Here is a 3,520-nt window from a genome sequence, read left to right on the forward strand (position 1 = left end):
CAAAAGTGCTGCAAAACGTTTTTTCTGGCGTGTTTCGTCGCTCCAGGCGACGCCTCTGGCGTTGAGTCCGTACTTTTTGACGGCATTTTGATAAAATAGAATTTGATCGATACGTGCCATGAGCCGATTATACCAAAGCAGCTGATGGCATAGTAATTGCTTGAAACATAAAATATGATGAGGCGGAGCGACAGTGTGGAACAAGAGTTATTACGATTGATAGGTCGTAAACGGGCGTTGTTTGAAGAAGATATTGTATGCCATAAAGCACTTCTTAAAAAAGAAATTGAACAGGCGCGTTTTCTTGTCATTGGTGGCGCTGGTAGCATTGGACAGGCAGTGGTCAAGGAGATCTTCAAACGCAATCCCCGCAAGCTTCATGTGGTCGATATCAGCGAAAACAACCTTGTGGAGCTGGTGCGCGATATTCGCAGCTCGTTGGGGTATATCGACGGGGAATTCAAAACCTTCGCACTCGATATCGGTAGTGACATCTACGACACTTTCATAGCCGCTGATGGAAAGTATGATTACGTACTCAACCTCTCAGCGCTCAAACACGTGCGTAGCGAAAAGGATCCCTGGACGCTGATGCGCATGATTGACGTCAACATCTTTAACACTGACAAGACACTTCGCCAGTCGATTGAAAAGGGAACCGAAAAATATTTCTGCGTCTCGACCGACAAGGCGGCCAACCCGGTCAACATGATGGGGGCGAGTAAGCGGATTATGGAGATGTTTCTGATGCGTCGCAGCCTTGCCATTCCTGTCTCTACGGCACGGTTCGCCAATGTCGCATTTTCGGATGGATCCCTTTTGTACAGCTTCAATCAGCGCATCGCCAAACGTCAGCCCATTGTCGCTCCCAATGACATCAAGCGCTATTTCGTCACCCCTCAGGAGTCGGGAGAGCTCTGTCTGATGAGCTGTGTATTCGGCGAAAATCGCGACATTTTCTTTCCAAAACTATCCGAAGCGCACCACCTGATCTCCTTTGCCGATATCGCCATCAAATATCTCGAGAACCTTGGATATGAACCCTATATATGCCAGAGCGAAGAGGAGGCCCGCTCCATGGCCGTCGAACTCTCCAACCATAAAAATCCGATTCCAAAATCCCAATCCCAGATCTGGCCCTGCTTTTTTACCAAAAGTGACACGACGGGAGAAAAGGATTTTGAAGAGTTTTACACCGATAAAGAGACACTCGATATGGACCGCTTTGAAAATATCGGTATCATCAAAAACGAACCTCTATTCAATGACACTCTGCTGAACGAATTCGAAGCAACGATCGCGGCCATGCGCCAAGAAGGTTCCTGGAGCAAGGAGCGGATCGTGAAGCTCTTTTCCAAAATGATTCCCGATTTTGGGCATAAAGAGACGGGAAAAAATCTCGATGAGAAGATGTAATCGATGAGGTATCGGGAGACCATCGATTTTATTCGTTCGCTTTACAATATGGACGATTTTATCCCGTTGCATACCCCGGTTTTCATGGGCAACGAAAAGAGATATGTCGAGGAATGCATCGATTCCACTTTCGTCTCCAGTGTTGGGAAATTTGTCGACCGATTTGAAGAGATGGTGGCAGAGTTTGTCGGTACCAAATATGCCATCGCCACCGTAAATGGAACGGCTGCACTTCATATCGCTCTCAAACTTGTCGGTGTTGATGAGCAGTGCGAAGTGATTACCCAGCCACTTACATTCATCGCCACATGCAACGCCATTAGCTACTGTAACGCCAAACCTGTCTTCATCGATGTCGACAGAGATACGATGGGTCTGAGCCCCGAAAGTCTTGAAGCGTTTTTGAAAGAGTATACGACGATGCAAAATGGTACATGTATCAACAAAACCACAGGCAAAAAGATTGGTGCCGTCGCTCCGATGCATACGTTCGGCCATCCTTGTAGAATCGAAGAAGTCGCCGAAATATGCGAAAAGTACCGAATTCCTCTGGTCGAAGACGCGGCCGAGAGTCTGGGAAGCTATTATAAGGGGAGGCATACCGGAGCCTTTGGCACCGTCTCCGCATTCAGTTTCAACGGCAACAAAACGATCACCACAGGCGGCGGCGGAATGATTGTTACCGATGACGAAGCACTGGCAAAACGGGCTAAACATATTACCACTACAGCCAAGGTGCCCCATCCCTATGAGTACATTCACGACGAAATCGGCTACAATTACCGGCTTCCCAATATCAATGCGGCGCTTGGCTGCGCACAGATGGAGAAGCTCGAAGAGATTCTTGCAGACAAGCGTCAAATGGCGGATATCTACCGAAAATATTTTTCGAAAAAGCCGAAAATTACATTTGTCAGCGAACCAGAAAGCTCGAAAAGCAACTATTGGCTCAATGCCATCATGCTTGAAAACAGCGAAGCAAGAGACATTTTTTTGAAAGAGTGCAATAATGCTGGCGTCATGACGCGGCCGATCTGGCGCCTGATGAACCGGCTCGCCATGTTCAAAGATGTTCAACATGGATCTCTTGAAAATGTCGAGTGGCTCGAAGAACGGGTAGTCAATATTCCAAGCAGTCACAGGAGTGTACAATGCTGAAAATTGGTTATTTCGCCGATGGTCCATGGAGTCATAGAGCTTTTGAAAAACTGATTATGGATCGTGATATTTCAATTCAGTTTATATGCGTAAGATACGATACAAAAGATCAAGCCCTGAAAGAGTATTGTACACATTATGATATTCCCTACTTGAAGCATAGTGATATCAATTCCCGGGAGTTTATGGATAGAATCAGAGTCTTTCAGTGTAATCTGTTTATCTCCATGTCATTCAACCAGATATTCAAATCCGAAATCATTTCACTTCCAGCTTATAAAACAATCAATTGTCATGCCGGAAAACTTCCTTTCTATCGGGGAAGAAATATTTTGAACTGGGCACTCATCAATGATGAAAAGGAGTTTGGTATTACCGTACATTATGTTGATGAAGGTATAGATACAGGTGATATCATATTGCAGAGGGTTTTCCCAATTACCGATAAAGATACATATGCCACACTTTTGGAACGGGCCTATATCGAATGTGCTGAAATTCTCTATGATGCTGTTGCTCTTTTCAAAAAGGGAGTTCCCAAAGGTAAAAAGCAGACCGAAATCCATCCCTTTGGTTTTTATTGTACGCAGCGAAAATTCGGTGATGAAATATTGGATTGGCGTCAGAACAGCCGGGAAATCTTCAATTTTGTAAGAGCCATCTGCTACCCTGGTCCCCAGGCACATTCACGTCTTCACGGCAAAACTATGAAGATTAATCGGGTACGCTACATAGAAAATGCCCCAGTATACAAGGGCATTCCAGGAGCGATATTACAAAAAACCAAAGATGGTTTCATTGTAAAAACTCTCGACACTTTTGTAGAGGTCATAGAGTACGAATATGATGGAAAATTCAAAACGGGAGATCGCTTTGAAATCTGAAAATGTATTTATCATCGCCGAAGCGGGAGTGAACCACAATGGTTCGATCGAACTGGCGGAAA

3 protein-coding genes are annotated in these 3,520 nt (G+C 45.2%); all 3 read left to right on the forward strand.

Annotated elements, in window-relative coordinates; all coding sequences use genetic code 11:
• Nucleotides 1-177: 177 nt before the first annotated feature.
• The 3 genes from Q1K24_RS09525 to Q1K24_RS09535 are packed head-to-tail and all read left to right on the forward strand — an operon-like array spanning nucleotide 178 to nucleotide 3,458.
• Nucleotides 178-1,416, forward strand: a complete 1,239-nt coding sequence (locus Q1K24_RS09525; RefSeq protein ID WP_300369431.1) for a UDP-N-acetylglucosamine 4,6-dehydratase — start codon at nucleotides 178-180, stop codon at nucleotides 1,414-1,416.
• Nucleotides 1,417-1,419: 3 nt separating this feature from the next.
• On the forward strand, nucleotides 1,420-2,574 hold the full coding sequence (locus Q1K24_RS09530) for a LegC family aminotransferase (protein WP_300369425.1): 1,155 nt from the start codon (nucleotides 1,420-1,422) through the stop codon (nucleotides 2,572-2,574).
• A complete protein-coding gene (locus tag Q1K24_RS09535) occupies nucleotides 2,568-3,458 on the forward strand; it encodes a methionyl-tRNA formyltransferase (RefSeq protein WP_300369428.1) in 891 nt (296 codons plus the stop codon). The genes Q1K24_RS09530 and Q1K24_RS09535 overlap by 7 nt, the downstream gene beginning before the upstream one ends.
• Nucleotides 3,459-3,520 lie beyond the last annotated feature (62 nt).

Source organism: Hydrogenimonas sp. (assembly GCF_029932565.1).
Lineage (GTDB): Bacteria > Campylobacterota > Campylobacteria > Campylobacterales > Hydrogenimonadaceae > Hydrogenimonas.